At 53.1% G+C, this 18,574-nt stretch carries 14 protein-coding genes and 2 rRNA genes; 8 read left to right on the forward strand and 8 right to left on the reverse strand.

Annotated features, from left to right (window positions below):
- The first annotated feature begins 27 nt into the window (after positions 1-27).
- The 4 genes from glnA to ACMGGX_RS09535 all read left to right on the forward strand — a co-directional run bounded on the left by glnA (position 28) and on the right by ACMGGX_RS09535 (position 4,304).
- Complete coding sequence (glnA, locus tag ACMGGX_RS09520; RefSeq protein ID WP_023309763.1) at positions 28-1,437, forward strand: glutamate--ammonia ligase; 1,410 nt, start codon at positions 28-30, stop codon at positions 1,435-1,437.
- A gap of 171 nt (positions 1,438-1,608) precedes the next feature.
- Positions 1,609-2,658, forward strand: coding sequence for a nitrogen regulation protein NR(II) (glnL, locus tag ACMGGX_RS09525; RefSeq protein ID WP_008501857.1), 1,050 nt, complete (start codon positions 1,609-1,611; stop codon positions 2,656-2,658).
- Positions 2,659-2,669: 11 nt separating this feature from the next.
- A complete protein-coding gene (gene glnG, locus ACMGGX_RS09530; protein WP_023309765.1) occupies positions 2,670-4,082 on the forward strand; it encodes a nitrogen regulation protein NR(I) in 1,413 nt (470 codons plus the stop codon).
- Between the two features lie 111 nt (positions 4,083-4,193).
- Positions 4,194-4,304 carry a YshB family small membrane protein gene (locus ACMGGX_RS09535; RefSeq protein ID WP_023333898.1) on the forward strand — a complete coding sequence of 37 codons (111 nt, stop codon included), beginning with the start codon at positions 4,194-4,196 and terminating at the stop codon, positions 4,302-4,304.
- Between the two features lie 72 nt (positions 4,305-4,376).
- Here the strand turns inward: ACMGGX_RS09535 and hemN are convergent, their stop codons facing one another.
- Both hemN and yihI read right to left on the reverse strand, forming a co-directional pair.
- Positions 4,377-5,750 carry an oxygen-independent coproporphyrinogen III oxidase gene (gene hemN, locus ACMGGX_RS09540; protein ID WP_348562302.1) on the reverse strand — a complete coding sequence of 458 codons (1,374 nt, stop codon included), beginning with the start codon at positions 5,748-5,750 and terminating at the stop codon, positions 4,377-4,379.
- A gap of 188 nt (positions 5,751-5,938) precedes the next feature.
- A complete protein-coding gene (yihI, locus tag ACMGGX_RS09545) occupies positions 5,939-6,454 on the reverse strand; it encodes a Der GTPase-activating protein YihI (RefSeq protein ID WP_032644299.1) in 516 nt (171 codons plus the stop codon).
- Between the two features lie 577 nt (positions 6,455-7,031).
- Between yihI and yihA the strand changes: the two genes are divergently transcribed.
- Positions 7,032-7,661, forward strand: a complete 630-nt coding sequence (yihA, locus tag ACMGGX_RS09550) for a ribosome biogenesis GTP-binding protein YihA/YsxC (protein WP_023309768.1) — start codon at positions 7,032-7,034, stop codon at positions 7,659-7,661.
- Positions 7,662-7,971: 310 nt separating this feature from the next.
- Here yihA and polA read toward each other — a convergent pair whose 3' ends face one another.
- Positions 7,972-10,764 carry a DNA polymerase I gene (polA, locus tag ACMGGX_RS09555; RefSeq protein ID WP_420298304.1) on the reverse strand — a complete coding sequence of 931 codons (2,793 nt, stop codon included), beginning with the start codon at positions 10,762-10,764 and terminating at the stop codon, positions 7,972-7,974.
- Positions 10,765-11,204: 440 nt separating this feature from the next.
- Between polA and ACMGGX_RS09560 the strand changes: the two genes are divergently transcribed.
- Positions 11,205-12,113: an acyltransferase gene (locus ACMGGX_RS09560; RefSeq protein ID WP_348562297.1), complete on the forward strand. Its 909-nt coding sequence runs from the start codon at positions 11,205-11,207 to the stop codon at positions 12,111-12,113.
- Positions 12,114-12,136: 23 nt separating this feature from the next.
- Here the strand turns inward: ACMGGX_RS09560 and dsbA are convergent, their stop codons facing one another.
- From dsbA to ACMGGX_RS09575, 3 genes are all read right to left on the reverse strand, one after another.
- The gene (dsbA, locus tag ACMGGX_RS09565) at positions 12,137-12,760 is read right to left on the reverse strand and encodes a thiol:disulfide interchange protein DsbA (RefSeq protein ID WP_032662678.1); all 624 of its coding nucleotides are present in this window, start codon (positions 12,758-12,760) and stop codon (positions 12,137-12,139) included.
- A 27-nt stretch (positions 12,761-12,787) separates the two neighbouring features.
- Positions 12,788-13,774, reverse strand: coding sequence for a serine/threonine protein kinase (locus ACMGGX_RS09570; protein ID WP_181594067.1), 987 nt, complete (start codon positions 13,772-13,774; stop codon positions 12,788-12,790).
- A 75-nt stretch (positions 13,775-13,849) separates the two neighbouring features.
- Positions 13,850-14,119: a YihD family protein gene (locus ACMGGX_RS09575; protein WP_003861904.1), complete on the reverse strand. Its 270-nt coding sequence runs from the start codon at positions 14,117-14,119 to the stop codon at positions 13,850-13,852.
- 68 nt (positions 14,120-14,187) lie between these two features.
- Here ACMGGX_RS09575 and mobA point away from each other — a divergent pair, with 68 nt between their 5' ends.
- Positions 14,188-14,772 (forward strand): molybdenum cofactor guanylyltransferase MobA, encoded by a 585-nt coding sequence (gene mobA / locus ACMGGX_RS09580; RefSeq protein WP_420298305.1) that lies wholly within the window; start codon positions 14,188-14,190, stop codon positions 14,770-14,772.
- A complete protein-coding gene (gene mobB / locus ACMGGX_RS09585) occupies positions 14,769-15,272 on the forward strand; it encodes a molybdopterin-guanine dinucleotide biosynthesis protein MobB (RefSeq protein WP_420298306.1) in 504 nt (167 codons plus the stop codon). The genes mobA and mobB overlap by 4 nt, the downstream gene beginning before the upstream one ends.
- Before the next feature lie 99 nt (positions 15,273-15,371).
- On the opposite strand, the gene rrf is transcribed toward mobB, so the two are convergent.
- Together rrf and ACMGGX_RS09595 are read right to left on the reverse strand one after the other, a co-directional pair.
- Positions 15,372-15,487 (reverse strand): 5S ribosomal RNA (rrf, locus tag ACMGGX_RS09590).
- 71 nt (positions 15,488-15,558) lie between these two features.
- A 23S ribosomal RNA gene (locus ACMGGX_RS09595) occupies positions 15,559-18,463 on the reverse strand.
- Positions 18,464-18,574 lie beyond the last annotated feature (111 nt).

Genomic DNA, 18,574 nt, shown 5'->3' on the forward strand with positions numbered 1-18,574 from the left:
GACAATGACCAATCTGGAGAGTTAAGTATGTCCGCTGAACACGTTTTGACGATGCTGAACGAACATGAAGTGAAGTTTGTTGATCTGCGCTTCACCGATACCAAAGGTAAAGAACAGCACGTCACAATCCCTGCTCATCAGGTGAACGCCGAATTCTTTGAAGAAGGCAAAATGTTTGACGGCTCCTCCATTGGTGGCTGGAAAGGCATTAACGAATCCGACATGGTTCTGATGCCAGACGCGACCACTGCGGTCATTGATCCGTTCTTCGAAGAACCAACCCTGATCATCCGTTGCGACATCCTCGAGCCAGGCACGCTGCAGGGCTACGACCGCGACCCACGTTCTATCGCGAAACGCGCTGAAGAGTACCTGCGTTCTACCGGCATCGCAGACACCGTTCTGTTCGGGCCAGAGCCAGAATTCTTCCTGTTCGATGACATCCGTTTCGGTGCCTCTATTTCTGGCTCCCACGTGGCTATCGACGACATCGAAGGTGCATGGAACTCTTCCACCAAATACGAAGGCGGTAACAAAGGTCACCGTCCTGGCGTGAAAGGCGGTTACTTCCCGGTTCCTCCGGTCGACTCTGCACAGGACATTCGTTCCACCATGTGTCTGGTGATGGAAGAGATGGGCCTGGTTGTTGAAGCTCACCACCACGAAGTGGCGACTGCTGGTCAGAACGAAGTGGCAACCCGCTTCAACACCATGACCAAAAAAGCGGACGAAATTCAGATCTACAAATACGTTGTGCACAACGTTGCGCACCGTTTCGGTAAAACCGCGACCTTCATGCCAAAACCAATGTTTGGCGATAACGGTTCCGGTATGCACTGCCACATGTCTCTGTCCAAGAACGGTACCAACCTGTTCTCTGGCGACAAATATGCCGGTCTGTCCGAGCAGGCGCTGTATTACATCGGTGGTGTTATCAAACACGCTAAAGCGATCAACGCCCTGGCGAACCCAACCACGAACTCCTACAAGCGTCTGGTCCCGGGCTACGAAGCGCCAGTGATGCTGGCCTACTCTGCACGTAACCGTTCTGCTTCTATCCGTATTCCGGTGGTGGCTTCTCCTAAAGCGCGTCGTATCGAAGTTCGCTTCCCGGACCCAGCGGCTAACCCATACCTGTGCTTCGCAGCACTGCTGATGGCCGGTCTGGACGGTATCAAGAACAAGATTCATCCGGGCGAAGCGATGGACAAAAACCTGTACGACCTGCCGCCAGAAGAGGCGAAAGAGATCCCACAGGTTGCTGGCTCTCTGGAAGAAGCCCTGCAGGCGCTGGACGCAGACCGCGAGTTCCTGACTGCAGGTGGCGTATTCACTGACGACGCTATCGATGCATACATCGCCCTGCGTATGGAAGAGAACGACCGCGTGCGTATGACTCCACACCCGGTTGAGTTCGAACTGTACTACAGCGTTTAATAAAAGTTGTTTTACCCGGCGTGATAAGCGCCGGGGGTAGTTGCCGTGGAAACTTTTAGCCCATCTCCGGATGGGCTTTTTTCTCCACCAACAACCTGATCTCACGCGCTTTTTACGCCGAAAACGCTATACTGCACTAAATTAGTGCAAACGACTCCAGGAGACTGCTGAATGGCAACTGGCACGCTGCCCGATGCTGGGCAGATCCTCAATTCTTTGATTAACAGCATATTGCTGGTCGACGACGAGCTGGCCGTTCATTACGCCAACCCGGCCGCGCAGCAGCTGCTCGCCCAAAGCGCACGTAAACTGTTCGGCACCCCGCTTCCTGAACTCCTGAGCTATTTTTCGCTGAATATTGGCCTGATGCAGGAAAGTTTGCAGGCTGGCCAGGGGTTTACCGATAACGAAGTCACGCTGGTGATCGACGGGCGCTCGCACATTCTGTCGCTAACGGCGCAACGTCTTCCCGAAGGTCTGATCCTGCTGGAAATGGCGCCGATGGATAATCAGCGTCGACTGAGCCAGGAGCAGCTTCAGCATGCGCAGCAGATTGCCGCCCGTGACCTGGTGCGCGGTCTGGCGCATGAAATCAAAAACCCGCTGGGTGGATTACGCGGCGCGGCGCAGCTTCTGACCAAGGCGCTGCCCGATCCCGCGCTGGCGGAATATACCAACGTCATCATTGAGCAGGCGGACCGTCTGCGGAATCTGGTAGACCGTCTTCTCGGTCCGCAGCAGCCGGGAATGCACGTCACAGAAAGCATCCATAAAGTGGCTGAGCGGGTGGTGAAGCTCGTCTCAATGGAGCTGCCAGAGAACGTCACGCTGGTACGTGATTACGACCCAAGCCTGCCGGAACTGGCCCATGACCCGGACCAGATTGAGCAAGTCCTGTTGAATATTGTGCGTAATGCCCTGCAGGCGCTGGGGCCTGAAGGCGGTGAGATTATTTTACGCACCCGCACCGCCTTCCAGCTCACGTTACACGGCGTGCGCTACCGGCTGGCCGCCCGAATCGACGTTGAAGATAACGGGCCCGGCATTCCATCGCATTTGCAGGACACCCTGTTCTACCCGATGGTAAGCGGTCGCGAAGGCGGAACCGGCCTGGGCTTATCCATTGCCCGCAGTTTGATCGATCAACACTCCGGGAAAATTGAATTTACCAGTTGGCCGGGACATACCGAGTTTTCGGTTTTCCTGCCGATTAAAAAATAAAGGTGACGTTTATGCAACGAGGGATAGTCTGGGTAGTCGATGACGATAGCTCCATCCGTTGGGTGCTTGAACGCGCGCTCACAGGGGCAGGATTAAGCTGCACGACGTTTGAGAGCGGCAGCGAAGTGCTCGACGCACTCACCACCAAAACGCCAGATGTTCTGCTTTCGGATATTCGTATGCCGGGCATGGACGGGCTGGCGCTGTTAAAGCAGATCAAACAACGCCACCCTATGCTTCCGGTCATCATAATGACCGCGCACTCCGATCTGGATGCCGCAGTAAGCGCCTATCAGCAAGGGGCGTTTGATTACCTGCCCAAACCGTTTGATATCGACGAAGCGGTGGCGCTGGTTGAGCGCGCGATTAGTCATTATCAGGAGCAGCAACAGCCGCGCCACGCGCCCGATTTTGGGCCAACCACAGATATCATCGGTGAAGCGCCGGCGATGCAGGACGTGTTTCGCATTATTGGTCGTTTATCCCGCTCGTCCATCAGCGTATTGATTAACGGTGAGTCGGGAACCGGTAAAGAGCTTGTGGCGCATGCATTGCACCGCCACAGCCCGCGGGCAAAAGCGCCGTTCATCGCCCTGAATATGGCGGCGATCCCGAAGGATTTGATTGAGTCCGAACTGTTCGGCCATGAAAAAGGGGCATTTACCGGCGCCAATACCATTCGCCAGGGGCGGTTTGAACAGGCTGACGGCGGTACGCTGTTCCTGGATGAGATCGGCGATATGCCGCTGGATGTCCAGACACGCCTGCTGCGCGTGCTGGCCGACGGGCAGTTTTATCGCGTGGGCGGCTATGCGCCGGTGAAGGTGGACGTGCGTATTATCGCCGCGACCCACCAGAACCTGGAGCAACGCGTTCAGGAAGGAAAATTCCGTGAGGATTTATTCCACCGTCTGAACGTCATCCGCGTTCATCTGCCGCCGCTGCGTGAGCGTCGGGAAGATATTCCCCGCCTGGCACGTCATTTTCTGCAGGTAGCCGCCCGCGAGCTGGGTGTGGAAGCCAAGCAGCTTCACCCGGAAACCGATGCCGCTCTGACGCGTCTGGCATGGCCGGGCAACGTGCGTCAGCTGGAAAACACCTGTCGCTGGTTAACCGTGATGGCCGCCGGGCAGGAGGTGCTGATTCAGGATTTACCGGCCGAGCTGTTTGAAGCAACCGCGCCTGAAAGCAGTACCGGGCACGCGCTGCCGGACAGCTGGGCGACGCTGCTGGCGCAGTGGGCCGATCGCGCGCTGCGTTCCGGTCATCAAAACCTGCTGTCTGAAGCTCAGCCAGAGATGGAGCGTACGCTGTTAACCACCGCGCTTCGTCATACGCAGGGTCATAAGCAGGAAGCCGCTCGCCTGCTGGGATGGGGACGTAATACCCTGACGCGCAAGCTTAAAGAGCTGGGAATGGAGTGATCGTACGCCGCTGTGTAAAGGTTATTAATTGAGCGCAAATTGCCGTTATTTTGCGCTTTACTGTTCCGATGAGTTTTGTATGATCGTGCCCGGAAATTGGGGGTGAACATCATGCTGGAAACAATCGTGAATATGCTCTCTAGCGGAGCCGCTGAAAGCCACACGCCACAAACAGCCGTTGCGGCTATGTTGTGTGCGGCGCTGGTTGGGCTGTTTAGCTAGCGAGTTGAACGTAAAAGCCGGGTGGCGGCTTCGCCTTACCCGGCCTACGTTTAGTGCTTTTGGCAATGCGCCTTAAATCACCCGCGAGAACTGCTGCAGTCGCGCTTTCTGACGCAGATACGCGTCAAAGCACATGCAGATATTACGAATCAACAGACGCCCTTTCGGCGTGACCTCAATCGCGCTCTCCGACACATCCACCAGCCCGTCTTTCGCCAGCGGTGCAATCAGCTTCAGGTCTTCCGCAAAATAATCGCTGAAGTGCAGATCCCACTGCGACTCAACGTCGCTGAAATCGAGACGGAAGTTGCAGATTAGCGCTTTAATCACATCCCGACGGATGCAGTCGTCGCGCGTTAACGCGATGCCTCGCCACAGCGCGTTGCCCGTTTCATCAACCTGCTGGTAGTAAAGCTTCAGCTCTTTCTGATTTTGCGCGTAACAGTCGCCAATCATGCTGATAGCGGAGACGCCCATCCCCAGCAAATCGGTATCGCCCTGGGTTGTGTAGCCCTGGAAGTTACGGTGCAGAACGCCTTCACGCTGCGCAATCGCCAGCTCGTCATCCGGACGAGCAAAGTGATCCATCCCGATAAACTGATAGCCGGTTTCGGTCAGCGAGGTAATGGTTTCCTGCAGAATATCCAGCTTCTGCTGGGCAGAAGGAAGATCGGCATCTTTTATTTTGCGCTGAGCGGCAAAGAGCGTCGGCAGATGCGCATAGTTAAAGACGCTCAGGCGGTCCGGGTTGAGTTCGGCCACGCGCTTCAGGGTGAAGGCGAAGCTTTCCGGCGTCTGCTTTGGCAGGCCGTATATCAGGTCAATATTGGTCGAGGTGAAACCAATCTCACGCGCGTGATTGAGTAAGGCAAAGATAAATTCTTCGTCCTGCTCGCGGTTCACCAGACGCTGAACCTCTTTATTGAAATCCTGCACGCCCATGCTCAGACGATTGAAGCCTTCGGCGCGTAAGTGATCCAGTACATCAAGCTCAATTTCACGCGGATCGACTTCGATCGAGATTTCAGCGTCGGCGTTAAAACTGAAATTGCCGCGCAGCAGGGTCATCAGGCGGCTTATTTGCGCTTTATTCAGATAGGTTGGCGTCCCGCCGCCCCAGTGCAGCTGGCTGACGTGACGGCCAGTAAACAGCGGCGCGCGATGCACAATTTCTTGTTCGAGCGCGTCAAGATACTGATCGGCTTTATGCTGCTGACGGGTAACAATTTTATTGCAGCCGCAGAAGTAGCAGAGCTTGTGGCAGAACGGAATATGGACGTAGAGCGACAGCGGACGCTCAGGATAGCGCGCGACAGCCTGCTGGAAATCAGCCTCGCCGAAGGCATCGGAGAACTCCAGCGCGGTGGGGTATGACGTATAACGCGGCCCGGAATAGTTATATTTCTGGATTAGGGCCAAATCCCAGTCGATAGTTGGTGCTGACATGCTCACTCCTTCCGTTGGTGTCGCGTTCGTATACGGCGGCCCGTTCTGGCCCCATCGCGGGCCATCATTCGGGTGCGCAGCCACTTCTGTCGCCGCGACAACCGCCGTAGTTTAACGAATAACCACACCAGATAACATATAACCGGAAGGGTTATAAGCAGGACTATCGTGCCTGCCGGGTGCAAATGTTAGTTTCCACCCTTCAGAAGACGCATCATATCTTCCTGCTTCTCGTCTTCTTCTTCATCTTCGTCATCGTCGTATGACAGGCCCAGCTTCTGCATCAGTTCATCGATACGATCCAGTTTGGCATCCACCCATGACTGCTCTTCAGCGGTCAGGGTTTCACCCTCTTCAAGACGTTCCAGCAGCGCGTCCAGGCGCTCATCGTTCTCCAGCAAATCCAGCTCAGCCTGCGGTGAAAGCATAGGTTTCTCGCTCTTTGGTTTGTGCTGCTTAGTGACCGGGGTGTCTGTCACGCCCAGTGGAATGGGAGTTTTACTGCCGATACGAGGGTCTTTCTGCTGTTTGCCTTTTGCAGAAGCACCCGCTGCACCACCACCGTTGGCACGGCTACCCGCAGCATGACCGCGATGTTTTTTGTCGCGTTTGCGATCGCGCGCTTCCTGGTTCAGTTCTTCGCGCGTTTTGCGGCGTGCTTTTGCGGGGCGTTTCGCGCCCGCAGCGGAGGTTGGTTTTTTCATGATGTTTTATCTTTAAGTCGTTTTCTTCAGTATAGAATTGCGGCGAAATCTAGCAGAAAGCAAGCAAAGAAAAAAGGCGACAGAGCAATCTGTCGCCTTTTTTCCTGACTCACAACCCTTAGCGGGTCAGACTTTCCGTGTTTGCCAACAACAAACCCTGTTTATCCCTTGGCTAATACCGTCCGTGATACGGTTCCATTTCCTTTTAAAACGCCTCCTGGCGCTGGTCATCCTGACAATCCTGCGTCTTCGCCTCCTGGCGCTCCTGACCCTAATCCTTAAGTCGATTTCCTGTTGGCTTCCTCGCCCTGACGCACACTTTACCTTGTTCCGTTAAACTAACAAGCAACGAAACGGTACAAAAAAGGTTTTTCAGATAATTACCTGGAAATAAACTTATGATTTAAAACAGTTTGCCTTTTTTGACGCCTGCGATTTCTCTGAAATCTCCCATAGCATCACTGGCCGATCTCTCACACCGGTTGTGGCATTCGTCTACTGCTCATAGCAATCAGAAAAGCCTTTTGCCTGCATTCGGGTATAATCCCCTTCAGATTACGATTTTGGAGACGACCACGTGACTACCTGGAACTACCAACAGACGCATTTTGTCACCAGTGCGCCCGATATTCGCCACCTTCCTTCTGATACCGGTATTGAAGTGGCATTTGCTGGCCGCTCCAATGCGGGGAAATCCAGCGCCCTGAATACGCTGACCAATCAGAAGAGCCTGGCGCGCACCTCAAAAACACCTGGCCGTACCCAGCTGATCAACCTGTTTGAAGTCGCAGAGGGCAAACGCCTGGTCGACTTACCGGGCTACGGTTACGCGCAGGTACCGGAAGAGATGAAAATCAAGTGGCAGCGTGCGCTGGGTGAATACCTGGAAAAACGCCTGTGCCTGAAGGGTCTGGTGGTGCTGATGGATATTCGCCATCCCCTGAAAGATCTGGATCAGCAGATGATCGACTGGGCGGTAGCAAGTGATATCGCCGTGCTGGTGCTGCTGACGAAAGCCGATAAGCTGGCGAGCGGCGCGCGCAAAGCGCAGGTGAATATGGTTCGCGAAGCGGTGCTTGCGTTCAACGGTGATGTGCAGGTTGAGCCGTTCTCCTCGCTGAAAAAGCAGGGCGTGGACAAGCTGCGTCAGAAGCTCGATACCTGGTTTAGCGAGCTGGAACCCGCGACGGAAGCGGAAGAAGAGTAATACCGAGCGCGGCGATAGCCGCGTTTTTTTGCCTGAATTTTTCTTTGCCGCAATAAAAAACGCCCCAGTCATTACTGACTGGGGCGGCTAAAATATTCAGCCAAATCCGATTACGTGAAGTAAAAGGTCTGAAAGATAGAACATCTTACCTCTGTACCCTACGCCGACAACTCTACCCCTTTTTGTGCTGCAGAAAAAGCACTTTTTGTAGTTTTTTTTCATTCTTTACATAGGGAATTCTAATGATTGTCACAAAACGCGCGTTGTTATGTTGCAAACTTACATAAAAAGCGCGTTATGCGAAGAACCCTTAGTGAGCCTGATCCCAATTTTCGCCACTTCCTACTTCCACCAGCAACGGCACATCGAGCGTCATGCTGCTTTCCATCAGTTCGTGGATCTTCTTCGACACGGCGTCGAGGTCGTCTTTGTGCACTTCAAATACCAGTTCATCGTGTACCTGCATGATCATTTTCACGCGAGGCTTCTCTTTTTCCAGCCAGGCATCAACGGCGATCATTGCACGCTTAATAATGTCCGCCGCGGTACCCTGCATCGGGGCGTTGATCGCCGCACGCTCTGCGCCAGCGCGACGCGCCGCGTTGCTGGATTTGATGTCCGGTAAGTAGAGACGGCGGCCATCAAGGGTTTCGACGTAACCTTTTTCCTTCGCCTGCGCGCGGGTGCGTTCCATATATTCCAGCACGCCCGGATAACGCTCGAAATAGAGATCCATATACTTCTGCGACTCTTTGCGCGGAATGTTGAGCTGGCGCGAAAGACCAAATGCGCTCATGCCGTAAATCAGACCGAAGTTGATCGCCTTAGCACTGCGGCGCTGCTCGTTGGTCACGCTGTCCAGCGGCAAGCCGAAGACTTCCGCCGCGGTTGCCCGGTGGATATCCTTCCCTTCGGCAAACGCGGTCAGCAGGCCTTTGTCGCGGGACAGATGCGCCATAATACGCAGCTCAATTTGCGAGTAGTCAGCAGAGACAATCAGATAATCCTCTGGTGCGATGAAAGCCTGGCGAATACGGCGGCCTTCTTCGTTACGTACCGGGATGTTCTGCAGGTTAGGATCGGTTGATGAGAGACGACCGGTCGCCGCGACAGCCTGATGGTACGACGTGTGCACACGACCCGTTTTCGGGTTAATCATCAGCGGGAGCTTGTCGGTGTACGTAGACTTCAGCTTCGCGAGGCCTCGGTACTGCAGAATCACTTTTGGCAGCGGGTAATCCAGCGCCAGCTCTTCCAGCACCTCTTCAGAGGTTGACGGCGCGCCGCCAGGGGTCTTCTTCAGCGGCTTGATGCCCTGCTTTTCAAACAGAATGGTTTGCAGCTGCTTCGGCGAAGAGAGGTTAAACGGCTCGCCTGCAAGCTCATGCGCTTTTTGCTCGAGCTCGGTCAAACGCTGCGCCAGCTCCCCGGAGTGGTTATGCAGCACCGTTGGGTCAATCTTCACGCCGTTGCGTTCAATGCGTGACAGCACGGGCACCAGCGGCATCTCGATATGCTGGAACACGTTCAGCGGACCTTCATGCTTCTGCAGTTTTGGCCACATCTTCAGGTGCAGCTGCAGCGTGACATCAGCGTCTTCCGCCGCGTAGCGCCCCGCTTCTTCCAGAGCAATCTGGTTAAAGGTGAGCTGATTTTTCCCTTTACCGGCAATCTCTTCAAAGGTGATCGTTTTGTGCTTGAGCCAGCGGTCAGATAAGGAATCCATATCATGGCGGCCCGCGACGCTGTCCAGAATGTAGGATTCAAGCATGGTGTCGAAGGCAATCCCGCGCAGTTCAATGCCGTAATTTTGCAAAATGCCGCGGTCGTACTTGAGGTTTTGCCCGACCTTGAGCGCCTTTTCGTCTTCCAGGATTGGCTTCAGCAGCTCAAGCACGCGTTCACGGGAAATTTGCTCCGGCGCATCCAGGTAATCGTGCGCCACGGGAACGTAGGCGGCAATACCCGGCTCTGTTGCAAATGACAGGCCAACCATATTGGCAGAGATGTTATCGAGGCTGTCGGTTTCGGTATCAAAGGCGAAGACCGGCGCCTTTTTCAGTTTATCGATCCAGGCGATCAGCCGTGACTCTTCAAAAATGGTTTCGTAGTTGTCGAAGGAAAGCGCCACGGCTTCTTCTTCCGCCTGCTCTTCTGCGTCAACGACGATTGTCTCCTTCGGCTTTGCAGCAGGTTTAGCCCCTTTCGCCTGCAGCCATTTACCGGCTTCCACGTCAGCGGTCCAGCGCTTGAATTCGTATTTCTTAAACAGGCTCAGCAGATCGTCAGCGGAAGGCTGTTGCACTTCAAGCTGCTCACAGCCCAACTCCAGTTCGACATCGGTTTTGATTGTGGCCAGCTTATAGGAGAGATAAGCCACCTCTTTGTTCTCTTCCAGTTTTCCGGCCATGGTTTTTGCGCCACGGAAGGAGAGCCCGGCGATTTTGTCCGGCTCCGCGTAGAGCGTATCCAGACCACCCAGCCCCTGGAGCAGCGCCTGCGCGGTTTTTTCACCGACACCAGGGACACCCGGGATGTTATCCGAGGAGTCGCCCATCAACGCGAGGAAGTCGATAATCAGCTCAGGCGGCACGCCATACTTTGTGACCACTTCTTCTGGCCCCAGAATAGTGTTGGTCATGGTATTAATCAGGGTGATGCCTGGCGTCACCAGCTGCGCCATATCTTTATCACCGGTGCTGATCAGCACAGGACGACCCATCTTTTCTGCTTCACGCGCCAGCGTGCCGATAACGTCATCAGCCTCAACGCCAGAGACGGCCAGCAGCGGCAGCCCCATCGCTTTTACCATGGTGTGCAGCGGCTCAATTTGCGCACGCAGATCGTCTGGCATTGGCGGACGGTGAGATTTGTAATGCTCAAACAGCTCATCGCGGAAAGTTTTACCTTTCGCATCAAAGACCACAGCCGCATGGGTTGGCTGATACTGAAGGATCAGGCTGCGCAGCATGTTCAGCACGCCGTACATTGCGCCGGTAGGTTCCCCTGCGCTATTGGTCAGAGGAGGAAACGCATGGTATGCCCGATACAGGTAAGAAGAGCCATCGACGAGAATAAGAGGGTTTTCTGGGATCTGAACCATAATGTCCGTGCCTTTAATCAATTTATGGGTAAAGGATGCCACAGAAGGATGAAAACATCAGGTATTAGCGCCAGATACAGGAAAAGATTTTGCGATCGTGAGGATCGCTCGCAAAAATCAAACTGTGGATAAGTTTGTGTATATTTTCACTTCATATGAATAACAGACGTAAAAAATACATATGAGTTAATTTTTAGATCTTAATTATCATACTGTTATCGCATTAGATCTTCTCTATATGGTCACCTGATGGCAATTTAGTCTATGTGGATATAAGCCTTGTTAAGCGTGGAATCACAGAGAAATCTTCTGCGACAGGGTAAAAGCGGCCAAATCATCACGTCAAATCGCCATTAATTTGTCTGTTTTCTGGTAAAATCAGCGCCCGGCGTTGCATAGCCGACCGCTCACTTACAGCTAACCATTTGAAAAAGCTCATTATGTCGAGATTGCTCGCTGCAATAACATTACTGTTAAGCATCATTTTAACTATCCTGGTGACTGTCGCCTGCTCTGTGCCAATCATTATCGCCGGGATCGTTAAACTGCTGCTGCCTGTCCCTGTGGTGTGGCGAGCCGTGTCCGCATTTTGTAACTTCATGATGTACTGCTGGTGCGAAGGACTGGCGATCCTGCTGTGCCTGAACCCGCATCTGAAGTGGGATATCAAAGGGCTGGAGAGTCTTAACAAGAAGAACTGGTATCTGCTGATTTGCAATCACCACAGCTGGGCGGACATCGTGGTGTTATGCGTACTTTTTCGCAAACACATCCCGATGAACAAATACTTTCTGAAACAGCAGCTCGCCTGGGTGCCTTTTATCGGGCTGGCCTGCTGGGCGCTTGATATGCCGTTTATGAAACGCTATTCGCGCAGCTATTTAATTCGTCATCCCGAGCGTCGCGGCAAAGATGTGGAGACCACACGCCGTTCCTGCGAAAAGTTTCGCGCGCATCCTACGACCATCGTGAACTTTGTTGAAGGCTCCCGATTTACGGAGGAGAAGCATCAACAAACCCGCTCTCCGTACCAGCACTTGCTGCCGCCAAAGGCTGCGGGTATTGCGATGGCGCTTAACGTGCTGGGATCGCAGTTCGATAAACTCCTGAACGTCACGCTCTGCTATCCGGAAAACGATAAGACGCCGTTCTACGATATGCTCAGCGGCAAACTGACGCGCATTGTTGTGCGTGTCGATCTGGTCCCGATAGATGCCGGGCTGCACGGTGATTACGTTAACGATAAGAGTTTCAAGCGTCGTTTCCAGCAGTGGCTTAATACGCTCTGGAAAGAGAAAGACGAACAGATAGACAATATTAAATCTTTATACAAAAACGCCGGTCAGTGACCGGCGTTTTTACATCAGCGAAATTACTTCTTCTCAACCAGGTATTTCACGGTATCAGCATACTGCTGTACGAAGATATCCATGCTACTGGTGTCCATGCCCTGCATGTTCAGCTGGTATTTGCCGTTAACAAACATCGCCGGAACGCCCTGAAGCTGGAGATCAGCAGCCGCTTTTTCCTGCTGAGCAACCAGAGATTTCACCACAAAGCTGTTCCATGCAGCGTCATACTCTTCCCCTTTCACGCCGGCATCAACGAACACTTTACGAATATCCGCAGTGGTCTGAACGGTCTGGGTTTTCTGTACGGCTTCAAACATTGGCGCAGTGATCTTATCTTCCACGCCCAGTGCCATCGCAACCGCCCACGCCTGGGTCAGGTCTTTACCCAATGGGCCCAGGAACTCGACGTGGTACTTGGTCATTTTGGTGCCTTCTGGCAGCTTTTTCTTCACGCTATCCGAAACATGCAGCACCTGCTCGAACTGATAGCAGTGTGGGCAGTAGAACGAGAAAAACTCCAGAACCTGTGGCTCGCCAGCGACCGGTTTGTCCAGCGTGGTGTACTGTTTGCCGTCGGTAAACTGCGCAGCAGAAGCGCTAAATGCCAGAATCATACCTGCCAGCGCCAGCCAAATTTTTTTCATGATTAACTCTCTCCTGGGTGTGTCCAATTAATACATCGGCGTTAATTGCAGAGGGGGTTCCTGAAGAACCTTGACCTGCTCAGTAAATGTAGATATCTGGCTACGCCAGTAATCCTCTCCGGTAAGCCACGGGAAATTCCGGGGAAATGCGGGATCGTCCCAACGCCTGATTAACCATGCGAGATAATAAACAAAACGCATCGCACGTAAAGGCTCAATCAGGGCAATTTCGTCTGAATTAAACGGGCTAAATTCTTCATAAGCTTCAATAATGGTTTCAAGCTGCATGCGTTGCTCGGCTTTGTCGCCATTGAGCAGCATCCACAGGTCCTGAACCGCGGGCCCCATACGCGCATCATCGAGATCGACAAACAGCGGGCCATCACGCCAGAGGATATTTCCTGCATGACAATCGCCATGCAGGCGCAGAACGGAAATATCGTCACGCCAGCAGGTTTTAACAGCAGCAATGAGCTTATCGGTGGCGTTGAGGAAATCATCCTTTAACGCAGTGGGGATCATGGCAGACGTTTCGAATATTTCGCGTGGCTCAAGAAGGTATTCCTGAATTCCGATAGTCGGGCGGGCAATAAAGGCTTTTTTGCGTCCCGTCTGGTGTATGCGCCCAAGATAGCGGGCAACCCACTCCATCTGATCGATATTATCCGCTTCAAACTGGCGGCCACCCAGGCTTGGGAATACAGCGTAGTAAAACCCTTCGTGCGTGAGGAGCGTTTGATTATTGAATTTTAGCGGCGCGGCAACGGGAACATCGTCATCCAGCAGATCGTGAGCAAACTGATGCTCTTCCTGAATTTGTTCTGCGGACCAGCGTTCAGGACGATAGAACTTTACGACGAAGCGCTGACGATCCTCGTCCTGAAATTGATAGACGCGGTTTTCGTAGCTGTTTAACGGTGTTAGCCCGGAATCCACCCGAATACCCTGTTCAAACAGGGCATCCATAATGGTGTCCGGGTGTAATGTCTGGAAAGTAAAAGCCTGGTCGTTCATCCGATCATCCGGAAATTATACGAATGATTCAGGATATCATCTTGTGGCGATTTCGGTGCCGCCGCTTACAAGCTTTTACTCTTTAATTACGCCTCGGGCGCGCAGTAATGCGGTCTTAAAATCTTCCTCATAATCCTTCTGGATACCAGGAATAACAGCATCTTTGGCAGAGTCACGCATTTTAAGATGGTAGATCAGGATGTCGTCAGAAAGGTCTGCCAGTTCGCCGTCAAAACCTGACTCTTTCGCCAGTTTCTGTAAAAATTGCATCAGATTTAGCTCTGGCTCTTTTTGCCAGGCGGGCTGGAGGAGTTCAATAACTTCATTCAGACGTTTACATTTCATGGTGGTGCTCCTTTCATTTAGAGTGACACGTTAGCAGGGTCAATCCCACAATAAAAGAGGCGATATTCGTGAATCTTAGGCAGGAAATCATTGGGGTCGTTCTGGCAGGTGGCAGAGCAACGCGTATGGGGGGAAAAGATAAGGGGCTTCAACGCCTGAATGGCAAACCCTTATGGCAATGTGTCGCTGATACGCTCGCAGGCCAGGTGTCGACAATGGTCATCAGTGCTAACCGGCATATCGACACTTACCAGCTCAGCGGGTACGCCGTTTACCAGGATATCCTTGAGGATTACCCGGGACCGCTGGCTGGTATGCTTTCGGTCATGCAACAGTCTCACGGAGAGTGGTTCATCTTCTGTCCCTGCGATACCCCGTTTATTCCGTCCTGTCTTGTCGAACGTTTGTTGCTGCTTCGGGGTACGGCTCCTGTGGTTTGGGTACATGACGGCGAGCGTGATCATCCTGCTATCGCATTGATGCACCGATCCCTGGCGCCATCCCTGCAGTCCTATCTGGCTGCGGGAGAGCGCAGGGTGATGGCTTTTATGCGCGAGTCTGGCGGTCATCCCGTTGATTTTAGCGATTTAAAATCAGCTTTTGTGAATGTGAATACGCCTGACGATTTGCAGATGATGCAGGAGAAAAGATGATACCTGTCGTAGCCATTTCCGCCTGGAGTGGGACCGGAAAAACCACGCTGCTGAAAAAGCTCATTCCTGCGCTTTGTGCCAGAGGTATCCATCCAGGATTGATTAAGCACACCCATCATCATATGGATGTCGATAGACCGGGAAAAGATAGCTATGCATTGCGTAAAGCGGGTGCAGCGCAAACGATGGTGGCAAGTACTCAACGCTGGGCGCTGATGACAGAAACGCCGGATGAGGCGCCGCTGGATCTCGCCTATCTGGTCAGCCGGATGGATCATGCCACGCTGGATCTGGTGCTGGTTGAGGGATTTAAACATGAGGCCGTGCCTAAGATCCTGCTGTTCAGAAGCGATGCCGGGCATGATTTCAGCGAATTAACGCTGGATGAGCATGTGATTGCGGTGGCCAGTGATGTTGTATTGCCGCTTGAAGTTCCGATGCTGGATTTAAATGATGTGGAAGGGATTGCGGAGTTTATAGTGGAGTGGAGTGCGCTCTGACTTACCGGGGGGCGGTTTCGCCCTACCCGGCCTACAAATTTCTGAGGTGCTTAAACGCAAAAAGGCCATCCTTTCGGATGGCCTCTTCACTTATTTGATGCCTGGCAGTTCCCTACTCTCACATGGGGAGACCCCACACTACCATCGGCGCTACGGCGTTTCACTTCTGAGTTCGGCATGGGGTCAGGTGGGACCACCGCGCTAAAGCCGCCAGGCAAATTCTGTTAATCTGTATCAGGCTGAAACTTGATTGTCTGTCTCTTCGCCGAAACAGCTTCGGCGTTGTAAGGTTAAGCCTCACGGTTCATTAGTATCGGTTAGCTCAACGCATCGCTGCGCTTACACACCCGACCTATCAACGTCGTAGTCTTCAACGTTCCTTCAGGACTCTCAGGGAGTCAGGGAGAACTCATCTCGGGGCAAGTTTCGTGCTTAGATGCTTTCAGCACTTATCTTTTCCGCATTTAGCTACCGGGCAGTGCCATTGGCATGACAACCCGAACACCAGTGATGCGTCCACTCCGGTCCTCTCGTACTAGGAGCAGCCCCCCTCAATTCTCCAGCGCCCACGGCAGATAGGGACCGAACTGTCTCACGACGTTCTAAACCCAGCTCGCGTACCACTTTAAATGGCGAACAGCCATACCCTTGGGACCTACTTCAGCCCCAGGATGTGATGAGCCGACATCGAGGTGCCAAACACCGCCGTCGATATGAACTCTTGGGCGGTATCAGCCTGTTATCCCCGGAGTACCTTTTATCCGTTGAGCGATGGCCCTTCCATTCAGAACCACCGGATCACTATGACCTGCTTTCGCACCTGCTCGAGCCGTCACTCTCGCAGTCAAGCTAGCTTATGCCATTGCACTAACCTCCTGATGTCCGACCAGGATTAGCTAACCTTCGTGCTCCTCCGTTACTCTTTGGGAGGAGACCGCCCCAGTCAAACTACCCACCAGACACTGTCCGCAACCCGGATTACGGGTCTACGTTAGAACACCAGCCATTAAAGGGTGGTATTTCAAGGTTGGCTCCACGCAGACTGGCGTCCACGCTTCAAAGCCTCCCACCTATCCTACACATCAAGGACCAGTGTTCAGTGTCAAGCTATAGTAAAGGTTCACGGGGTCTTTCCGTCTTGCCGCGGGTACACTGCATCTTCACAGCGAGTTCAATTTCACTGAGTCTCGGGTGGAGACAGCCTGGCCATCATTACGCCATTCGTGCAGGTCGGAACTTACCCGACAAGGAATTTCGCTACCTTAGGACCGTTATAGTTACGGCCGCCGTTTACCGGGGCTTCGATCAAGAGCTTCGCGTTGCCGCTAACCCCATCAATTAACCTTCCGGCACCGGGCAGGCGTCACACCGTATACGTCCACTTTCGTGTTTGCACAGTGCTGTGTTTTTAATAAACAGTTGCAGCCAGCTGGTATCTTCGACTGATTTCAGCTCCACCCGCAGGGGCTTCACCTACATATCAGCGTGCCTTCTCCCGAAGTTACGGCACCATTTTGCCTAGTTCCTTCACCCGAGTTCTCTCAAGCGCCTTGGTATTCTCTACCTGACCACCTGTGTCGGTTTGGGGTACGATTTCGTGTTACCTGATGCTTAGAGGCTTTTCCTGGAAGCAGGGCATTTGTTACTTCAGCACCGTAGTGCCTCGTCATCACACCTCAGCGTTAAAAGGTACCGGATTTACCTGGAACCTCCGCCTACATGCTTAAACCGGGACAACCGTCGCCCGGCTAACATAGCCTTCTCCGTCCCCCCTTCGCAGTAACACCAAGTACAGGAATATTAACCTGTTTCCCATCGACTACGCCTTTCGGCCTCGCCTTAGGGGTCGACTCACCCTGCCCCGATTAACGTTGGACAGGAACCCTTGGTCTTCCGGCGAGCGGGCTTTTCACCCGCTTTATCGTTACTTATGTCAGCATTCGCACTTCTGATACCTCCAGCATGCCTCACAGCACACCTTCAACGGCTTACAGAACGCTCCCCTACCCAACAACACTTAAGTGTCGCTGCCGCAGCTTCGGTGCATGGTTTAGCCCCGTTACATCTTCCGCGCAGGCCGACTCGACCAGTGAGCTATTACGCTTTCTTTAAATGATGGCTGCTTCTAAGCCAACATCCTGGCTGTCTGTGCCTTCCCACATCGTTTCCCACTTAACCATGACTTTGGGACCTTAGCTGGCGGTCTGGGTTGTTTCCCTCTTCACGACGGACGTTAGCACCCGCCGTGTGTCTCCCGTGATAACATTCTTCGGTATTCGTAGTTTGCATCGGGTTGGTAAGCCGGGATGGCCCCCTAGCCGAAACAGTGCTCTACCCCCGAAGATGAGTTCACGAGGCGCTACCTAAATAGCTTTCGGGGAGAACCAGCTATCTCCCGGTTTGATTGGCCTTTCACCCCCAGCCACAAGTCATCCGCTAATTTTTCAACATTAGTCGGTTCGGTCCTCCAGTTAGTGTTACCCAACCTTCAACCTGCCCATGGCTAGATCACCGGGTTTCGGGTCTATACCCTGCAACTTAACGCCCAGTTAAGACTCGGTTTCCCTTCGGCTCCCCTATACGGTTAACCTTGCTACAGAATATAAGTCGCTGACCCATTATACAAAAGGTACGCAGTCACACCACGAAGGTGCTCCCACTGCTTGTACGTACACGGTTTCAGGTTCTTTTTCACTCCCCTCGCCGGGGTTCTTTTCGCCTTTCCCTCACGGTACTGGTTCACTATCGGTCAGTCAGGAGTATTTAGCCTTGGAGGATGGTCCCCCCATATTCAGACAGGATACCACGTGTCCCGCCCTACTCTTCGAGTTCACAGCCTGTGTGCTTTCGTGTACGGGACTGTCACCCTGTACCGTGCGACTTTCCAGACGCTTCCACTAACACACAAGCTGATTCAGACTCTGGGCTGCTCCCCGTTCGCTCGCCGCTACTGGGGGAATCTCGGTTGATTTCTTTTCCTCGGGGTACTTAGATGTTTCAGTTCCCCCGGTTCGCCTCGTTAACCTATGTATTCAGTTAACGATAGTGTGACGAATCACACTGGGTTTCCCCATTCGGACATCGCCGGGTCAAAGGTTCATATCACCTCGCCGGCGCTTTTCGCAGATTAGCACGTCCTTCATCGCCTCTGACTGCCAGGGCATCCACCGTGTACGCTTAGTCGCTTAACCTCACAACCCGAAGATGTTTCTTTCGATTCATCATCGACTTGCGAAAATTTGAGAGACTCGAACACACCATTTAAGATGTGTCGTTTCAATTTTCAGCTTGATCCAGATTTT

The organism is Enterobacter sp. BNK-29 (genome assembly GCF_048684785.1).
GTDB classification, from domain to species: Bacteria; Pseudomonadota; Gammaproteobacteria; order Enterobacterales; family Enterobacteriaceae; genus Enterobacter; species Enterobacter cloacae_M.